We start from the raw sequence: 16,969 nt of genomic DNA, 5'->3' as shown, positions 1-16,969 counted from the left end.
AGAAATTGAGAAATAACGCCTGTTTTTTTTATTGTTGAGCACTTCGATATCGCAGCTTCCCTGAGGCGATATCGGTCAGATGAGTCCTGCTGTTGCACGCACAGGCTCATGGCCGCCAACGCTGTTTGACTGACCTGTCACCGGGGCTGAGGTCGATAAAAACAATTACTGATTAATAAGTGAAATCGATTTATCGTATTTCCAATATAAGCTCGGATTGTTACTGGAGGTTTCGATGTCGGTTTCCCACGCCCAGCTCAAAGCCTTCCACGCCGTGGCCGTGCACGGAAGCTTTACCAAAGCCGCCGAGCGGCTATTCCTCACGCAACCGGCGATTTCCGACCAAGTGCGCAAGCTCGAAGAGCGTTTCGGTGTGCTGCTGTTCCATCGCAATAAACGCTCGGTACGCCTGACCGATCTGGGCGAGCGTTTGCTGAGCATTACCCAGCGATTGTTCGTCATCGAGGCCGAAGCGCAGGAGCTCTTGCATGACTCCAGGGCCTTGCAGTCCGGCAGCCTGATTCTCGCGGTGGATGCGCCAGTGCACGTGTTGCCGCAGATTGCTCGCTTTTGTGAGCGCTACCCCGGCATCAGCGTGAAAATCGAAACCGGCAACACCGATGAATCGCTGTTTCGGCTGTTCAACTATCAGGCCGACCTGGCGTTGCTGGGCCGGGAGGTGAGTGACGAACGTCTGATCTCGTTGCCGCTGCGCAACGACCCGATGGTGGCGTTCGTTTCGCGCAATCATCCGTGGGCCGACCGCGAGTCGATTTGCCTCGCGGATCTGGATGACACGCCTTTGGTGCTGCGGGAAATCGGCTCGGTGACGCGCCAGACGCTGGAAGAAGAAATGGCTCAGGCAGGCTTTCGCATTCGGCCGGCGATTCAGGTTGAAGGTCGGGAAGCGGCGCGTGAAGCCGTGGTCGTGGGGATTGGCATTGGTGTGGTATCGGCAGCCGAGTTCGGTGCAGATTCGCGGGTGTGCGCGTTGCCGATTACCGACTGCAAACGGCGATTGACCGAGACGCTGGTGTGCTTGCGCGAGCAGAGTTCGCGGCGGGTGGTGGCGACGTTTCTGGAGATGGTTCGCGAGAGTCTGGTGTAGGCAGGCCCGGCCCCTTCGCGAGCAAGCCCGCTCCCACATTTGATCGCATTTCTCCAGGAAGAACTCGGTCAAATGTGGGAGCGGCGGTGCGACGATTCGACTTGCTCGCGAAGGCCGCGTCGCGGTTCAACTGGATGGCGCCAAATCGAAAAACGCCTGTATCAAGCGCAAATCCCGCCGTCGTTCCATGCACCCGATCATGTGGCGATTGACCAACCCTTCACCAAGAATCGGCACCGCCACCACCCTCGGGTCGTGGCTAACTTCCACCGACGACACCACGCCAACCCCCAACTCCGCGGCGACGGCTTCGGTCACCGCCTCGCGACTGTCCAGCTCCAACAACACCCGTGGACTGACCAACGCCGCCGCGCAGGCCTCGTCGAAGGTGCGCCGGGTAATCGAACTCGGCTCGCGCAACACCATGATCACCTGATCCAGCGCCTTGAGCGGCACCCCCTTGGACATCTGCGCCCACGGATGACCGTCGGGCACCAGCGCACAAATCCGTGATTCGCTTAAGTCTTGCAAATGCAGCCCCTTGCGCGGTTCGACCTCGGTCAGCACCGCCACGTCGGCATGCTCCGACAGCAACGCCGCCAAAGTTTCCTGAGCATTGCCCAGCCGCAGATTCACGGTAATGCCGGGATACCGCGCGCGCAGGCTGGCGAGCATCGGCATGACCATGTGCGGCCCGTCCGCCGCAACCTCCAGACGCCCGGTCAGCAACTGCCGGTTGGCCTCGAGCATCACCTGCGCCTCTTCGGCCAGACCAAACATCGCCCGGGTGATCGCGGCCAGTTTGGTGCCCTCCTCCGTCAGCTCCACCCGTCGCGCGGTGCGCCGCAACAGGGTGATCTGGTAATGCTCCTCCAGCGCCTTGATGTGCCCGGTGACCGCCGGTTGGCTGATGAACAGTCGCGCGGCGGCCCGGGTGAAGCTGCCCTCGCGGGCCACCGCATCGAATGCGCGGAGCTGGAACAGGTTCATGAATAACCCTCGCTGATGGCTGGCATAACAACAAACAATTTGATTGATAGCACGGCAAATTGCAATTTAAGCCCCGTAGCTTCATCCCATCGATTGCGAGGACACGAGAATGAGTACTGCCGAACCCATCCTGCTCACCCCCGGCCCACTGACCACATCGGCCCGTACCCGCCAGGCGATGATGGTCGACTGGGGTTCATGGGATGACCGCTTCAATCAACTGACCGCCAGCCTGTGCGAACAACTGCTGGCGATCATCAACGGCGGCGACAGCCACCACTGCGTGCCCCTGCAAGGCAGCGGCACGTTTGCGGTCGAAGCGGCGATCGGCACACTGGTACCTCGCGACGGCAAAGTCCTGGTGCTGATCAACGGCGCCTACGGCAAACGCCTGGCGAAAATCTGCGAAGTGCTCGGCCGTTCCTTCAGCACCTTCGAAACCGCCGAAGACGAGCCGACCACCGCCGCCGACGTCGACCGCCTGCTGCGTGCCGACGCCAGCATCACCCACGTCGCGCTGATTCACTGCGAAACCAGCACCGGGATCCTCAATCCGCTGCCGGAAATCGCCCACGTCATCGCGCAACACGGCAAACGCCTGATCATCGACGCCATGAGCTCCTTCGGCGCGCTGCCGATTGACGCGCAACAGGTGCCGTTCGACGCGCTGATCGCCGCCTCGGGCAAATGCCTGGAAGGTGTACCCGGAATGGGTTTCGTCTTCGCTCGCAAAGAAGCGCTGGCCAATGCCGCGGGTAACTCGCATTCCCTCGCGATGGACCTTTTCGATCAGCACACCTACATGGCCAAGACCGGCCAATGGCGCTTCACCCCGCCGACCCACGTGGTCGCCGCGCTGCACGAAGCCCTGCTGCAATACAACGAAGAAGGTGGTTTGCCCGCCCGGCATCAGCGCTACGCCAACAACTGCCAGGTGCTGCTCGATGACATGGCCAAATTGGGGCTGCGCAGCTTCCTGCCCGCCGCAATCCAGGCACCGATCATCGTCACCTTTCATGCACCGAAAGATCCGCGCTACCAGTTCAAGGAATTCTACGAACGCGTCAAGGCCAAGGGTTTCATCCTCTACCCCGGCAAATTGACCCAGGTCGAAACCTTTCGCGTCGGCTGCATCGGCCACGTCAACCAGGACGAGATGCACGCGGCCGTGGCGGCGATCGCCGAAGTACTGCGCGAGATGGAAGTGCTGGAAATCTGATTCACGACGACTTGTAGCAGCTGTCGAGCCCCAGCGAGGCTGCGTTCGGCTGCGAAGCAGTCGTAAACCCTGTCGACGCGTTTCACCTGAAACACCGAGGTGGATGGCTTTTACGACTGCTCCGCAGCCGAACGCAGCCTCGCAGGCTCGACAGCTGCTACACGGCTCTTCATTCCCCAAATACAGGATTTGAGACATGAACTACGCAAACCCAACCAAGCTGCAAGCCGCCATCCTCGACTGGGCCGGCACCGTGGTCGACTTCGGCTCTTTCGCCCCGACACAGATTTTTGTCGAAGCTTTCGCCGAGTTCGACGTCCAGGTTTCCATCGAAGAAGCCCGCGGCCCGATGGGCATGGGCAAGTGGGATCACATCCGCACCCTGTGCGATCAGCCGCAAGTGGCCGAACGTTATCGCAAGGTGTTCGGCCGTACGCCGACCGACGATGACGTCACGGCCATCTACAAACGCTTCATGCCGCTGCAAATCGAGAAAATCGCCGAGCACTCGGCGCTGATTCCGGGCGCTTTGGACACCATCGCCAATCTGCGCCAGCAAGGGATCAAGATCGGTTCCTGCTCCGGCTATCCAAAACAGGTCATGGACAAGGTGGTCGAACTGGCCGCCACCAACGGCTACGTCGCCGATCACGTGGTTGCCACCGACGAAGTGCCCAACGGCCGTCCATGGCCGGCCCAGGCGCTGGCCAACGTTATCGCGCTGGGCATCGATGATGTCGCGGCCTGCGTGAAGATCGACGACACCGTGCCGGGCATTCTCGAAGGTCGCCGTGCCGGCATGTGGACCGTGGCGCTGATTTGCTCGGGCAACGCGCTGGGTCTGGACTACGAAGGTTACCGCGCCCTCGGCAGCGACCAACTGGACAGCGAACGCAAGCGCATCCACGGGATGTTCGAAGGCTCGCGGCCGCACTACATGATCGACACCATCACCGATTTGCCGGAAGTGATCGCCGATATCAACCAGCGCCTGGCCAAGGGCGAGATGCCGCAAACCAACTGATTGCGCCTGTCGCCACATAAAAAAAGCGCCAGTTCCTGAACGGAAATGGCGCTTTTTTGTGGCCAACCACTTGATCCAGAGCATTGAACGCCCACATAGCCACAGGCAAATCCACCAAAGCGGATTACAGTTAAAGCACACCGTCGAACAAGAACGGTGGCTCGACCTGACCTGTGAGGAACACCGTATGCCCTGGAAGAACTCCGACTCACGCTACAGCACCGTATCGATCACGCTGCATTGGTTGATGCTGGTCCTGCTGGCGCTGGTTTACGCCTGTATCGAATTTCGCGGGATCTTTCCAAAAGGCAGTGGCGGGCGGACGCTGATCGTTGAATCGCACTTCATGCTCGGTCTGACAGTGTTCGTACTGGTGTGGTTGCGCTTGTTCGCGCGCAGCCTGGGCCCGGCTCCGCAGATCTTCCCGGCCTCGCCTCACTGGCAGACCGTGTTGGCCAAACTGATGCACTGGGCGCTGTACATCTTCATGATCGCCATGCCGATTCTGGGCTGGCTGGTCACCAGCGCAAAAGGTCACCAAGTGATGTTCTACGGCTTCGACCTGCCGCTGCTGATCGCGGAGGACAAGGCGTTGGCCAAGCAGATCGAGGGTTGGCATGAACTCGGCGGCACCATTGGATACTGGCTGATCGGCCTGCACGCCGTGGCGGGGATTTATCACCACTATGTGGTGGGCGATAACACCTTGCTGCGGATGATGCCCAAGCGCGGGTGAATCCAGCCGTTCACTGGAAACCCCGGCGGCCCTGCAAACCGCCGGTATGGATGAAGATCAGGCGCGAGCCTTTTTCGAATCTTCCCGCGTCTACTTGCTGCTTGAGCGCCAACAGGGCTTTGCCGGTGTACAGCGGTTCAAGGGGAATGCCGCTGGCCTGTTCGGTCTGATCGATGAATTCGAGCAACAGCGGATCGACTTTGGCAAAGCCGCCACGGCTGGCGTCGAACAATTCATAAGCGCGATTGTGTAAACCCGCCTCCTGCACAATTGATTCGACCTGCTGCGCCACCCCATGATCGTCGGGCACCGCCCGCGCGCCATACACCGGGTGTTCACCCGCCTCGGCCAGCACCAGACCGGCCAGGGTCGTGCCCGTTCCGCAGGCCAGCCACCAGCCGTCGTAGTCGCTCCAGCCCAGAGCGTTCAGTTGCTCGCTGGCCATTGTCCTCAGCTGCAGGCAGCCCTTGGCGCCCTGCAAACCGCCGCCACCTTCCGGCACCGGATGCAGATCGGGATACTGCGCCTGCCATGGCAGCCAGAAACCCGGCTCGTGCCGCGCTCGATAACCGCCATAACCCAGCCAATGTAATTGCATGCCAAACGCCTGCAAGTCTTTCACCGTCGGCGTTTCTTGCGGATGACCGCGCAGCAGGCCAACGGTGCGAAAACCAAAACGCTTACCCGCCGCCGCCAGTGCATGCAGATGATTGGAATGGGCACCGCCCAGACTGATGATGCCTTTGGCACCGATCTGGTCAGCGGCTTTCAGGTGCTCGATGAGTTTGAACCACTTGTTACCGCTGATCAGTGGGTCGATCTGGTCGAGGCGCAGGATTGCGACTTCGATGCCGGCTGAACTGAGCCAGTCGAGTTGCAGGGGTTGAAGCGGGGCTTGGGGTAGCCAGTCGTTGGGGGGGAGAAGCATCGATGCCGGCTCTGGGTGAAGAGCCAGCATCTTAACAGCCGCAGTGATCGTTCCCACGCTCTGCGTGGGAATGCCTCAACGGACGCTCCGCGTCCGCTTTAGGGGACGCGGAGCGTCCTGGGCTGCATTCCCACGCAGAGCGTGGGAACGATCCACGTCAGAGCTCAGCAGCCAACCGGGACCCTTGGTTGATCGCCCGCTTGGCATCCAGCTCTGCCGCCACATCCGCGCCGCCAATCAAATGCACGTTCTGCCCGGCCGCCACCAGACCCTCCTGCAATTCACGCAGCGGATCCTGACCGGCGCAGATCACGATGTTGTCCACCGGCAGCACTTGCGGCTCGCCGGTTTCGCCGATGCGAATGTGCAAACCTTCGTCGTCGATCTTCAGGTACTCGACGCTATTGAGCATCTGCACCTGCTTGTTTTTCAGACCGGTGCGGTGAATCCAGCCGGTCGTCTTGCCCAGGCCATCGCCGACCTTGGATTTCTTGCGTTGCAGCAGGAACACTTCACGCGCCGGTGCATGGGGTTCAGCCTTGATGCCGGCGACACCGCCGCGCGCTTCCAGATGCGTATCGATGCCCCACTCCTTCCAGAACGCCTCGCGATTCTGGCTGGTGGCCACGCCCTGGTGAACCAGGAACTCCGAGACATCGAATCCGATACCACCGGCGCCGATCACCGCGACGCGTTTGCCCACCGGTTTGCGCTCAAGGATCACGTCCAGGTAGCTCAGCACCTTGGCGTTCTCGACACCCGGAATCGCCGGAGTTCTTGGAGCAATGCCGGTGGCGAGAATGATCTCGTCGTAACCGCCTTCGACCAGCTGCGCGACGTCGACGCGGGTGTTCAGGCACACCTCGACATCGGTGGTCTGCAGTTTGCGGTTGAAATAACGCAGGGTTTCAAAGAACTCTTCCTTGCCCGGCACACGCTTGGCGATGTTGAACTGGCCGCCAATTTCGCTGGCCGAATCGAACAACGTCACCTGATGACCACGCTCAGCCGCCACCGTCGCTGCGGACAAACCCGCAGGACCGGCACCGACCACCGCGATTTTCTTGATCTGCTGCACCGGCAGGTAGTTGAGTTCGGTTTCATGACAGGCGCGCGGGTTTACCAGGCAACTGGTCAACTTGCCGCCGAAGGTGTGGTCCAGACAGGCCTGGTTGCAACCGATGCAGGTGTTGATTTCATCGGCACGACCTTCAGCGGCCTTGTTGACGAAGTCCGGGTCGGCGAGGAACGGCCGCGCCATGGAGACCATGTCGGCATCGCCTTCGGCCAGAATCTGCTCGGCCACTTCCGGGGTGTTGATACGGTTGGTGGTGATCAGCGGAATGCTCACCGAACCCCGCAGCTTGGCCGTGACTTTGCTGAACGCACCGCGCGGCACTTTGGTGGCGATGGTCGGGATCCGCGCTTCGTGCCAGCCGATGCCGGTGTTGATGATGGTCGCGCCGGCCTGCTCGATGGCCTTGGCCAGCGTCACGATTTCTTCCCAGCTGCTACCGCCTTCCACCAGATCAAGCATCGACAGGCGGAAGATAATAATGAAATTCGGGCCTACCGCTTCGCGCACCCGGCGGACGATTTCCACCGGCAGGCGCATGCGGTTTTCGTAGCTGCCGCCCCAACGGTCGGTGCGGTGGTTGGTGTGGGCGGCGAGGAACTGGTTAATGAAATAACCTTCGGAGCCCATGATCTCGACGCCGTCGTACTCGGCCTGTTGCGCCAGGGTCGAGCAGGTGACGAAATCGCTGATCTGCTTCTCGATGCCTTCCTCGTCCAGCTCTTTAGGCTTGAACGGGTTGATCGGCGCCTGAATGGCGCTCGGCGCGACCTGTTTCGGGCTGTAGGCATAACGCCCGGCGTGAAGGATCTGCATGCAGATCTTGCCGCCCGCCTCGTGCACCGCACGGGTGACGATGCGGTGCTTGAGCGCTTCTTCCTCGGTGGTCAGTTTGGCTGCGCCGGAGTACACCCCGCCCTCATCGTTCGGGCCAATACCACCGGTGACCATCAGGCCAACGCCGCCACGGGCACGTTCGGCGAAGTACGCCGCCATGCGCTCGAAACCGCCGGGCTTTTCCTCAAGACCGGTGTGCATCGAACCCATCAGGGTACGATTGCGCAGCGTGGTAAAACCCAGGTCCAGCGGGGCCAACAGGTGCGGGTAATGAGCGGCGGCCATCGGTAACTCCACATCGAGCGATCACGGAAAAAGTGCAGGAGCTCTTCGGCCCCCGTCAGTCATGTTGGACAGACTAAGAGTCGCGCCGCTGTCACTCAATGACCGTAACTGACAACTTATTGATCCAAATGTGCAGCGCCCCTTGGCAAGTGCCGGCATGCGCCCTACCCTAGTCGCGAATCCTGCACACGGCCATTGACTGTTTCCCCATGCGCAAACTTCTGTACCTGACTTTCTCCATGGCATTGATTGCCGCCCTTACGACCTACGCCATGTGGGCCGCGGACCGTCCGGTGGGTCATTACCTGTCGGACCTGCGCATCAACCTAGCGGTCGACCAAGGCACACCCGCCGATCGCGGCAACTTGCTGGGCATCCAGCCCGAACTGTTTCCCACCGACTATCAAAGCCCCGAGCGCTTGCACCGTAAGCTGGCGGCCTATTTGCAGAAGGCCCAGGACCAGGGCCTGCTGAACGAAAAAACCATCGTCGTCCTGCCCGAACATGTCGGCACCTGGTTGATGGTCAGCGGCGAGAAAGATGAGCTCTACCAGGCGACCACGCTCAAGGAAGCCATGAACTGGCTGGCGGTCAGTAACCCACTGAAGTTCGTCCGCGCACTGATCAGCGCCAAGGGCGACAAACGTCTGGACGACGCGCACCTGCGCATGAAGGCCAAAAGCATGGCCAAGGACTACCAGGCGCTGTTTGGTGGTCTGGCGAAAGAATTCCACGTGACGTTGGTGGCGGGCTCCATCGTGCTACCCGAGCCCAGCATCATCGACGGCACCCTGAAAATCGGTCGAGGCGCGTTGTACAACAGCAGCGTGGTGTTCGGCCGCGATGGCCTGCCGATCGGCCAACCCCAGCGCCAGATGCACCCGATTTTCGATGAACATGAAGTCATCGCCGCCAATGGCGAGCATACGCTCAACGTCGTCGACACCCCGGCCGGACGCCTGGGCGTGCTGATCGGCAGCGACAGCTGGTACCCGGACAATTACCGCAAGCTCGACGACCAAGGTGCGCAGTTCGTCGCAGTCCCGGCGTTTGTGGTCGGGCGCGGCACCTGGGACAAACCGTGGCGCGGTTACAAGGGGCTGTCGACGCCTGGCTCGGTCAGTCTCAAGGCCGGCGAACTCAGCGAAGGCCAGGCCTGGCATCGTCTGACACTCACCGCTCAACCGCCCAGCAGCCAGGCAATCGCCGGCATGAGCGTGTTCCTGCGCGGTCAGTTCTGGGATCAGGGCAGCGCCGGTCAAAGTTTTCTCAGCAGCAACGGGCAGCAGTTCGCCGACGGCAATGCCCGTGGCGCGCGTTTGCTGAACCTCTGGTTGTAACCGATGAAACCGTTACCGATGCGCCTCGGCGATCTGTCGGTGGGCTTTGTTCATAGCCTGGCCGACGCCGTGCGCAGCCACGGTGCAGACCCTCAGCCGTTGCTCGAACAATACGGCCTCGACGCGGCTCGCCTGAGCGAAGCGAGCGCCCGACTCTCGATCCCGCGCTACATGCGCCTGGGCCACAGCGCCATTCAACTGACCGACAACCCGGCACTTGGCTTGCGCATGGGTCAGCTCAGTCGCCTGAGCCAGGTCGGCCTTGCCGGGGTCACGGCCGCTCAGGCGCCAACAGTGCGAGAAGCCGCGCGGTGCCTGATTCGCTTCGAAGCCTTGTATGGCTCCAACTATCGCGGTCAATCGAGCTTTCACGAAGACGCCCAAGGTGCCTGGCTGCGGTTTTATTCCATCAGCCCTTACAACGCCTACAACCGCTTCGTGGTGGATTCGATCATCGCGGGCTGGTTGCAGCAATTGTCCAGCATAAGCCCTGCCCCGTTGCGGGCCGAACGTATCGAGATCGAGTTTGATGAGCCGGATTACCGCACGGCTTATGAGGTGTTGGGCGACTGCCCGATCCAGTTTGGCTGCGAGCACAATCAACTGCGCTTGAGCCTTGCCAGCCTCGCCCAGCGCAACCCGGAACACTGCCCGAGCACCTGGCGACACTTGCTGCAACTGTGTGAGCGGGAACTGGAGCAACTGACACGCACCCGCAGCCTGCGTGAACGCATCACTCAGTTACTGGGGCCATTGCTCAATGGTGGCCGGGAACCCGACCTGGAAGAAGTGGCGGCACGCCTGAAGCTGCCAACCTGGACCTTGCGCCGCAAACTCGCCGAGGAAGGCACGCAATTTCGCGCGATCCTCAATGACACGCGTCGCGACCTGGCCATGACCTACATCCGCGATACCGAACTGGCGTTCGGAGAAATCGCCTATCTGCTGGGCTTTGCCTCAGCCGAAGCCTTTCAACGGGCCTTCAAACGCTGGAGCGGCCAGACTCCCGGCGAGTTTCGCCGCAGTCATCGCCAATCCGCTTGACGCTTACAGCTCGGTAGCGTCTTCGGCCGGTTCCAGTGGGTCCAGTTCAAACGCCTGATACTCGAGCAGCTCTTCTTGATAATCGTCCATTTCGAATCCCCCACAGCTCGTTGAAAAAAACGCCTGAATAAATGACCAGCGCCCCGAGCATAAAGTGCCCACGTGAAAGAAAAATGACGCAGGCACGCCGCTCAGCAGCTACTTGATAAAACGTAGCAGGCCGTCAGGAATTTATCGGAGGATTTTTTCGATACAGGCCGTAGGACAACGGCCTGGGTTGACGCGGATCAATTTAAAAGCCGCTTCGGGATCGGTGTCGTCTGACCCGATCCCGCAGCGTCAGAGCACGATTACTGGCCTGATACAGGAATGGCCGAAATAGGCTCGGTGGGTGGAGGCAGGCTTGATTGGGGCGGCGGAGTGACCGTTTCCGTGGTCGATGCCGGCTCGGCATTCTCGGCCGGAGCAATCGGAGCGGCTTCAGGCGGCGGTGCAATCGGCTCAGAGGCTGCTGGAGCAGCTTCAGCGGGTGCCGGCGCGGGTTCTGCCGCAGGTGCCGGGGTCGGCGCCAACGGAGCCGGTGCGGCCTTGGCTTCAGGCACGCCGAGATCGGGTTTCGGCTTATCCTTGATGTGCGCGGCCTTTTTCGCTTCCGGCGGCAGGAACAACTCGACCAGGGTGAAGAAACGCTCGTAGAACTTGGGCGACGATACGGTTTCGCTGGCGACCTTGACCATCGAGTCGTCGGACGAGCCGATCGGCATCGAAACAGAACCCAGCACGCCTACACCAACGCTGGCGGAGTTGTTGGTCTTCTTCAGCGCATATCGGTCTTGCAGGGCGTTGGCGAACATCGTCGCGTGGCGCCCTTCACTGCCATCATCGGCGCAAACCACACTGAAGCTGATCTCCATGTGGGTCTCGCCGGTCTGCTGGAAGCTTTTGTGTCCGCTGACCAGTTTCGGGTCGGAGCTGGTGATGATGTAGCCCTGGCTGAGCAACGCCCGACGGGCGGCTTCGCACGTCTGCGCATCAGTCACCGGGTAGCTGCGCGAAAACGTTCCGGAGTCATCGAAGTTCTCATGCTCGTAGATAGGGGCTTTCTTCGACGAGCAGCCGGCCGCGGCGGCCAGCACCAACGCCAGCCCTGCAACACGCATGGGAAATGATTTAAACATTGAACATCCTGAGGAAAACGGTCCGGGGCGTATTGTGCAACAGATCGATGCTTAGCGGAGTATCGATTAGTGTCTTAAAACAGTTACAAGTCTACTGACTGTCATTTACAGGAAAAAGTCGCGCGGTAAATACCTCAGGCGACGGGTAACCCGCGCTGCTTTCGTTTCACCCATAAAAAACCCCAGCCTTTCGGCCGGGGTCTTTGTGTAGCGCAAAACTCAGTCAGGCATCAGAAGCGTTTGATCTCAGCCTGGCTTTCCAGCAGTTTGCGGTAGGCCGCAAAGTCTTGCTGGCCAATGCGCGAAGCGAGGAAGCGACGGTATTGAGCCTTCTCTTCTTCGGTCGGCGCAGCAGCTTCGTTCACGCCGTTCAGACGCACAATCACCAGGCTACCATCGGCCAGGGTCACGCTGCTGAAGGTCGGCTTGTCCTTGGCGACAGGCTTGGGCATGCGAAACAGCGCCTGCAGCACGGTTGGGTCAACCCCTTCCTGGCCACGAGTGGCTGCCTGGGTCACTTTCCAGCTCTGACCGTCGATCGCCTTGTCCAGCGGAGTCTTGCCATCACGCAGGCTGACAATCAGCTCTTCAGCCTTGGTCTTGGCGGCAGCACTGGCGTGCTCCTTGGTCAATTGCACGCGAATGCTGGCAGCAACGCTTTCCAGCGGCAGTTGCGCAGGCTTCAGGTGCTCCTTGGCGCGCAACACGATCACGGTTTCCGGATCGAGCTCGATAGCGGTGCTGTTGGCACCCTCATCCAGCACTTCAGGGCTGAACGCAGCAGCGATCACGGCACGGTTGGCCGCAACACCTTCGCCACCTTCACGGCCGAACGGTTTGGACGTTTGAACAGTGAGCTTCAGGTCCTGCGCCGGCTGAGCCAGATCGGAGGCTTCGAACGACGAGTCTTCCAGTTGCTTGGTCGCCTCGACGAAACGCTGCTCGACCTGCTGGGTTTTCAGCTCACGGGTCAGCTTGTCTTTCAGGCTGGCGAGCGTCGGCACTTCAGGCGCTTCGACACCCAACAGCTTGATCAGGTGAAAACCGAAGTCGGTGCGGACCGGTGCCGAGACCTGATCCTTGGCCAACGCATACAGCGCGGTTTCGAAGGCTGGATCGTAGACGCCAGGACCGGCATAGCCGAGGTCACCGCCGTTGTTCGCCGAACCAGGGTCCTGGGAGAACTCCTTGGCCAGAGCTTCGAACTTCTCGCCTTTTGCCAGACGCGCCTGGATCTCTTCGATCTTGACCTTGGCTTGTGCTTCGGTCGCCTTGTCGTTCACTTCGATCAGAATATGCGCGGCCCGGCGTTGTTCCGACAGGTTCGCGGTTTCTTTCTGATACGCCGCTTGCAGGTCTTCGTCCTTGACGCTGACCTGATCAAAGAAGGAAGCCTTCTTCAACTCCAGGTAATCAATGACCACCTGATCCGGCGTCATGAATTCCTTGGCGTGTTCGTCGTAGTAGGCTTTGACTTCATCGTCGGTCAGCTTCACAGCCGCCGGGTCAGCCGTGACGTTCAGCGAAGCGAAATCGCGGGTCTGTTTTTCCAGACGGGCGAATGCCAGAACCTGTGCGTCGGTGACGAAACCGCTACCTGCCAGACCAGCACGCAGCTGACCGATCAGCATTTCCTGAGCCAGCATCTGGCGGAATTGCATGCGGCTGTAGCCGAGTTGGCGAATAACCTGGTCGAAACGCTCAGGGCTGAACTTGCCATCAACCTGGAATTCAGGCGTCAGCAGGATCACCTGGTCCAAAGCAGCTTCAGAAAAAGCGAACTTCGAGTCTTCTGCACCTTGCAGCAGCAGCTTGCGGTCGATCAGACCTTTGAGGGCCGATTCGCGCAGCATTTTTTCATCGAGCAAGGAAGCATCGAAATCCTTGCCCAGCTGTTGCATGAGCTGACGGCGTTGCATATCAACCGCCTGGTTCAGCTCGTTTTGACTGATTTCTTCACCATTGACCTTGGCCGCATCCTGGCTGTTGGTCGTCGCCTGGAAAATGGCCTCGATACCGGTGAAAGCCATCAGTACAACGATGATCCCGATAATGGTCTTGGCAATCCAGCCTTGTGAATTGTCCCTGATATTCTGCAGCATGCGTCCCCCAGAAACGGTTGAACTTCAAAATTAGGCAACCGTGGAGCGTGGGTAGAATCCGGATAGAAGAAAGGCGCATCCGAGGATGCGCCTTCTCGTAACTGGCGGAGCGGACCGATGACTCGAACTTGCGAGCCTCGGTGTCTCGGATCGGCGACTCGCCGACTGGACTACCGCTCCGCTGCCAGGTCAGGCATGACCCCGACCCGGATAGGCAAAAACCTGAATCGAACTTAGTTGACAGCTTCTTTCAGTGCTTTACCGGCTTTGAAACCTGGTTTTTTAGCAGCTGCGATTTCCAGCGTCTTACCGGTCTGTGGGTTACGACCAATGCGAGCTGGACGATCAGTTACGGAGAAAGTACCGAAACCAACCAGAACAACAGAGTCGCCAGCCTTGAGAGCGCCAGTGACGGATTCGATTACAGCGTCCAGCGCACGGCCAGCAGCAGCTTTCGGGATATCAGCGGATGCAGCGATAGCATCAATCAGTTCCGACTTGTTCACTCTAAGTCCCCTTATATCTATCTGAGTATGATTCTAAGTTTTTTGGTGAAAGCAAAAACGAGTGCTGAATGGCCTACAGACACTTAAGAGCCGCTTTATAACAAGGGCTCTAAAAAGCTGTCAACAAGCCACCCAGGCAAATGCGTACTAATGCGTGCTAATTCTTTCCTTAGAGTCAGACTCGCGTTTTTCATCCTTTGCAACTATCTCTGGAGCTACATCTGGCAAGGGCTCCGGCGCGTATTGCAGCGCAATTTGCAGGACCTCGTCAATCCATTTAACCGGTTTAATCTGCAGATCTTGCTTGATATTGTCAGGAATTTCCTTCAGATCGCGTACGTTCTCTTCAGGAATGATCACGGTCTTGATTCCGCCACGGTGAGCAGCGAGCAGTTTTTCTTTCAAACCGCCAATCGCCAGCACCTGACCACGCAGCGTAATTTCGCCAGTCATCGCAACGTCCGCACGCACAGGGATCCCGGTCAATGCCGACACCAGAGCCGTGCACATGCCCACACCGGCGCTAGGGCCGTCCTTCGGGGTCGCCCCTTCCGGCATATGGATGTGCGTGTCGCGCTTCTCATGGAAGTCCAGGGGAATCCCCAGGCTCTTCGCGCGACTGCGAACAACAGTCAGGGCCGCCGTGATCGATTCGACCATGACGTCACCCAAGGAACCGGTCTTGATCAACTGGCCTTTACCCGGTACGACTGCGGCTTCGATGGTCAGCAATTCGCCGCCCACTTGAGTCCACGCCAGCCCGGTCACCTGACCGATCTGATCCTGCGATTCGGCCAGACCGTAGCGGAATTTGCGCACGCCCAGGAAGTGCTCCAGCATCTCGGCAGTGACCTTCACCGAGAAGCGTTTTTCCATTGCATGCTCTTTGACCGCCTTGCGGCAAACCTTGGCAATCTGGCGCTCCAACCCACGCACGCCGGCTTCGCGGGTGTAGTAGCGGATGATGTCGCGGATCGCTTCGGCGTCGAATTCCAGCTCGCCTTTTTTCAAACCATTGGCAGTAATCTGCTTTGGCGAAAGGTATTTGACGGCGATGTTGATCTTTTCGTCTTCGGTGTAACCCGGCAGGCGAATCACTTCCATCCGGTCCAGCAGGGCTGGTGGAATGTTCATGGAGTTCGAGGTGCAAAGGAACATCACATCGGACAAGTCGTAGTCGACTTCCAGATAGTGATCGTTGAAGTTGTGGTTCTGCTCAGGATCGAGCACTTCCAGCAACGCCGACGCCGGATCGCCACGCATGTCGCTGCCCATTTTGTCGATTTCATCGAGCAGGAACAGCGGGTTGCGGACGCCCACTTTTGTCATCTTTTGAATCAATCTTCCTGGCATCGAACCGATATAAGTACGGCGATGACCACGAATTTCCGCTTCATCACGCACACCGCCGAGGGCCATGCGCACGAATTTGCGGTTGGTGGCGTGAGCAATCGACTCCGCCAGAGAGGTTTTACCCACCCCTGGAGGACCGACCAGGCACAACACCGGACCACGAATTTTCTTCACGCGTTTTTGCACGGCGAGGTATTCGAGGATCCGCTCTTTGACTTCTTCCAGACCATAGTGGTCTGCATCGAGAATGTCTTCAGCGCGCGCCAGATCCAGACGCACTTTGCTCTGCGCCTTCCACGGCACCTGAACCAGCCAGTCAATATACGAGCGCACCACGGTCGCTTCCGCAGACATTGGCGACATTTGTTTTAACTTGTTCAGTTCACCCTGGGCTTTGGCCAAGGCGTCTTTCGGCAGACCGGCGGCATCGATGCGCTTTTTCAGCTCTTCGATTTCGTTGTGGCCTTCGTCGCTGTCGCCGAGCTCTTTCTGAATGGCCTTCATCTGCTCATTCAGGTAGTACTCGCGCTGGCTGCGCTCCATTTGTTTTTTGACGCGACCGCGAATGCGTTTTTCGACTTGCAGCAGGTCGATCTCGGCATCCAGCAACGCCAGAACGTGCTCGACCCGGGCCGACAAATCAATGATTTCGAGGATTTCCTGCTTCTGCTCGATCTTCAAGGCCATGTGCGCGGCCATGGTGTCGACCAGGCGGCCTGGCTCGTCGATGCTGTTGAGCGACGACAGGACCTCAGCGGGGACTTTCTTGCCCAGCTGTACGTATTGTTCGAACTGAGCCAGCAGGCTGCGGACGAACACTTCCGACTCGCGCTCTGGCGCGTCGACTTCGTCGATCAATGAAACTTCGGCACGGCAGTGGCCGTCCACTTCGCTGAAACGCTCAACGGCGCCCCGCTGCTCACCTTCGACCAAAACCTTGACCGTGCCGTCCGGCAGCTTGAGCAGCTGCAGAACGGTAGCAATGGTACCTACGCGATAAAGTGCATCTTCACCGGGATCGTCGTCAGCAGGGTTTCTCTGAGCCAGCAGAAGGATCTGCTTGTCGCCCGTCATCGCTGCCTCGAGGGCTTCGATGGATTTCTCGCGCCCCACGAACAGCGGGATAACCATGTGCGGATAAACCACAACATCACGCAATGGCAGGAGAGGCAATTCGATGGTTGTCTTCATGATTTCGCCTCTACGGCGGCCATAAGGCCGTAAACAGATGGAAGTGAGCTTGA

13 protein-coding genes are annotated in these 16,969 nt (G+C 59.4%); 6 read left to right on the top strand and 7 right to left on the bottom strand.

Annotated elements, in window-relative coordinates; all coding sequences use genetic code 11:
- The first annotated feature begins 235 nt into the window (after positions 1 to 235).
- A complete protein-coding gene (locus CKW16_RS13835; RefSeq protein WP_095128897.1) occupies positions 236 to 1,108 on the top strand; it encodes a LysR family transcriptional regulator in 873 nt (290 codons plus the stop codon).
- A 126-nt stretch (positions 1,109 to 1,234) separates the two neighbouring features.
- On the opposite strand, the gene CKW16_RS13830 is transcribed toward CKW16_RS13835, so the two are convergent.
- Positions 1,235 to 2,098, bottom strand: coding sequence for a LysR substrate-binding domain-containing protein (locus tag CKW16_RS13830; RefSeq protein ID WP_095128896.1), 864 nt, complete (start codon positions 2,096 to 2,098; stop codon positions 1,235 to 1,237).
- Between the two features lie 109 nt (positions 2,099 to 2,207).
- On the opposite strand from CKW16_RS13830, the gene CKW16_RS13825 reads away from it, so the two are divergent.
- From CKW16_RS13825 to CKW16_RS13815, 3 genes are all read left to right on the top strand, one after another.
- On the top strand, positions 2,208 to 3,317 hold the full coding sequence (locus CKW16_RS13825) for a 2-aminoethylphosphonate--pyruvate transaminase (RefSeq protein WP_095128895.1): 1,110 nt from the start codon (positions 2,208 to 2,210) through the stop codon (positions 3,315 to 3,317).
- A 196-nt stretch (positions 3,318 to 3,513) separates the two neighbouring features.
- Entirely contained in the window at positions 3,514 to 4,341 is an 828-nt protein-coding gene (gene phnX / locus CKW16_RS13820; RefSeq protein WP_095128894.1) for a phosphonoacetaldehyde hydrolase, read from the top strand.
- Positions 4,342 to 4,528: 187 nt separating this feature from the next.
- Positions 4,529 to 5,077 carry a cytochrome b gene (locus CKW16_RS13815; protein WP_095128893.1) on the top strand — a complete coding sequence of 183 codons (549 nt, stop codon included), beginning with the start codon at positions 4,529 to 4,531 and terminating at the stop codon, positions 5,075 to 5,077.
- A gap of 10 nt (positions 5,078 to 5,087) precedes the next feature.
- On the opposite strand, the gene CKW16_RS13810 is transcribed toward CKW16_RS13815, so the two are convergent.
- Together CKW16_RS13810 and CKW16_RS13805 are read right to left on the bottom strand one after the other, a co-directional pair.
- On the bottom strand, positions 5,088 to 6,005 hold the full coding sequence (locus tag CKW16_RS13810) for a 1-aminocyclopropane-1-carboxylate deaminase/D-cysteine desulfhydrase (RefSeq protein ID WP_095128892.1): 918 nt from the start codon (positions 6,003 to 6,005) through the stop codon (positions 5,088 to 5,090).
- A 157-nt stretch (positions 6,006 to 6,162) separates the two neighbouring features.
- Complete coding sequence (locus tag CKW16_RS13805; RefSeq protein WP_095128891.1) at positions 6,163 to 8,202, bottom strand: FAD-dependent oxidoreductase; 2,040 nt, start codon at positions 8,200 to 8,202, stop codon at positions 6,163 to 6,165.
- Positions 8,203 to 8,411: 209 nt separating this feature from the next.
- Here CKW16_RS13805 and CKW16_RS13800 point away from each other — a divergent pair, with 209 nt between their 5' ends.
- Both CKW16_RS13800 and CKW16_RS13795 read left to right on the top strand, forming a co-directional pair.
- Positions 8,412 to 9,542, top strand: coding sequence for a carbon-nitrogen hydrolase family protein (locus CKW16_RS13800; RefSeq protein WP_095128890.1), 1,131 nt, complete (start codon positions 8,412 to 8,414; stop codon positions 9,540 to 9,542).
- 3 nt (positions 9,543 to 9,545) lie between these two features.
- Positions 9,546 to 10,586 (top strand): AraC family transcriptional regulator, encoded by a 1,041-nt coding sequence (locus CKW16_RS13795; RefSeq protein WP_095128889.1) that lies wholly within the window; start codon positions 9,546 to 9,548, stop codon positions 10,584 to 10,586.
- Between the two features lie 350 nt (positions 10,587 to 10,936).
- Here the strand turns inward: CKW16_RS13795 and CKW16_RS13790 are convergent, their stop codons facing one another.
- The 4 genes from CKW16_RS13790 to lon all read right to left on the bottom strand — a co-directional run bounded on the left by CKW16_RS13790 (position 10,937) and on the right by lon (position 16,916).
- Positions 10,937 to 11,764 carry a DUF2242 domain-containing protein gene (locus tag CKW16_RS13790; protein WP_095128888.1) on the bottom strand — a complete coding sequence of 276 codons (828 nt, stop codon included), beginning with the start codon at positions 11,762 to 11,764 and terminating at the stop codon, positions 10,937 to 10,939.
- Between the two features lie 230 nt (positions 11,765 to 11,994).
- The gene (locus CKW16_RS13785) at positions 11,995 to 13,866 is read right to left on the bottom strand and encodes a SurA N-terminal domain-containing protein (RefSeq protein ID WP_095128887.1); all 1,872 of its coding nucleotides are present in this window, start codon (positions 13,864 to 13,866) and stop codon (positions 11,995 to 11,997) included.
- A 233-nt stretch (positions 13,867 to 14,099) separates the two neighbouring features.
- A complete protein-coding gene (locus CKW16_RS13780) occupies positions 14,100 to 14,372 on the bottom strand; it encodes an HU family DNA-binding protein (RefSeq protein WP_002552737.1) in 273 nt (90 codons plus the stop codon).
- A gap of 147 nt (positions 14,373 to 14,519) precedes the next feature.
- On the bottom strand, positions 14,520 to 16,916 hold the full coding sequence (lon, locus tag CKW16_RS13775) for an endopeptidase La (RefSeq protein WP_027926069.1): 2,397 nt from the start codon (positions 16,914 to 16,916) through the stop codon (positions 14,520 to 14,522).
- Between the last annotated feature and the right edge of the window lie 53 nt (positions 16,917 to 16,969).

Origin of the sequence: Pseudomonas sp. Irchel s3h14 (assembly GCF_900187425.1) — a bacterium.
Lineage (GTDB): Bacteria > Pseudomonadota > Gammaproteobacteria > Pseudomonadales > Pseudomonadaceae > Aquipseudomonas.
The sequence above is the reverse complement of the archived record's forward strand: the minus strand, read 5'-3'. Positions and strand labels throughout refer to the sequence as shown.

Bases quoted from the DNA above. Each gene is read 5' to 3' on its own strand.
- lon (WP_027926069.1), bottom strand. From the start codon at position 16,916: ATGAAGACAACCATCGAATTGCCTCTCCTGCCATTGCGTGATGTTGTG.
- CKW16_RS13825 (WP_095128895.1), top strand. From the start codon at position 2,208: ATGAGTACTGCCGAACCCATCCTGCTCACCCCCGGCCCACTGACCACA.
- CKW16_RS13835 (WP_095128897.1), top strand. From the start codon at position 236: ATGTCGGTTTCCCACGCCCAGCTCAAAGCCTTCCACGCCGTGGCCGTG.
- CKW16_RS13815 (WP_095128893.1), top strand. From the start codon at position 4,529: ATGCCCTGGAAGAACTCCGACTCACGCTACAGCACCGTATCGATCACG.
- CKW16_RS13810 (WP_095128892.1), bottom strand. From the start codon at position 6,005: ATGCTTCTCCCCCCCAACGACTGGCTACCCCAAGCCCCGCTTCAACCC.
- CKW16_RS13805 (WP_095128891.1), bottom strand. From the start codon at position 8,202: ATGGCCGCCGCTCATTACCCGCACCTGTTGGCCCCGCTGGACCTGGGT.
- phnX (WP_095128894.1), top strand. From the start codon at position 3,514: ATGAACTACGCAAACCCAACCAAGCTGCAAGCCGCCATCCTCGACTGG.
- CKW16_RS13785 (WP_095128887.1), bottom strand. From the start codon at position 13,866: ATGCTGCAGAATATCAGGGACAATTCACAAGGCTGGATTGCCAAGACC.
- CKW16_RS13790 (WP_095128888.1), bottom strand. From the start codon at position 11,764: ATGTTTAAATCATTTCCCATGCGTGTTGCAGGGCTGGCGTTGGTGCTG.
- CKW16_RS13800 (WP_095128890.1), top strand. From the start codon at position 8,412: ATGCGCAAACTTCTGTACCTGACTTTCTCCATGGCATTGATTGCCGCC.
- CKW16_RS13795 (WP_095128889.1), top strand. From the start codon at position 9,546: ATGAAACCGTTACCGATGCGCCTCGGCGATCTGTCGGTGGGCTTTGTT.
- CKW16_RS13830 (WP_095128896.1), bottom strand. From the start codon at position 2,098: ATGAACCTGTTCCAGCTCCGCGCATTCGATGCGGTGGCCCGCGAGGGC.